The sequence below is a fragment of the Priestia sp. 53B2 genome (genome assembly GCF_056099005.1).
Window position 1 is genome coordinate 1 of sequence record NZ_JBLZXA010000097.1, and the last position, 255, is coordinate 255.

At 51.0% G+C, this 255-nt stretch carries 2 tRNA genes; both read right to left on the bottom strand.

Annotated elements, in window-relative coordinates:
• Window positions 1-52 precede the first annotated feature (52 nt).
• Window positions 53-127: transfer RNA gene (locus ACN6NE_RS31285), tRNA-Gly, on the bottom strand.
• 23 nt (window positions 128-150) lie between these two features.
• Window positions 151-232: transfer RNA gene (locus ACN6NE_RS31290), tRNA-Leu, on the bottom strand.
• Window positions 233-255 lie beyond the last annotated feature (23 nt).

The following is a 255-nucleotide window of genomic DNA, read 5'->3' on the forward strand; positions in this document are numbered from 1 at the left end:
TTTAAGTCCTGTGTGTCTGCCAATTCCACCACCCCGGCAGGACTTATATATGTGGAGCGGAAGACGAGGTTCGAACTCGCGACCCCCACCTTGGCAAGGTGGTGTTCTACCACTGAACTACTTCCGCACATATATGAAATTAATGAAAGATGCGGGTGAAGGGACTTGAACCCCCACGTCGTAAGACACTAGATCCTAAGTCTAGCGCGTCTGCCAATTCCGCCACACCCGCGTGTGAATATAAATGGTGAGCCA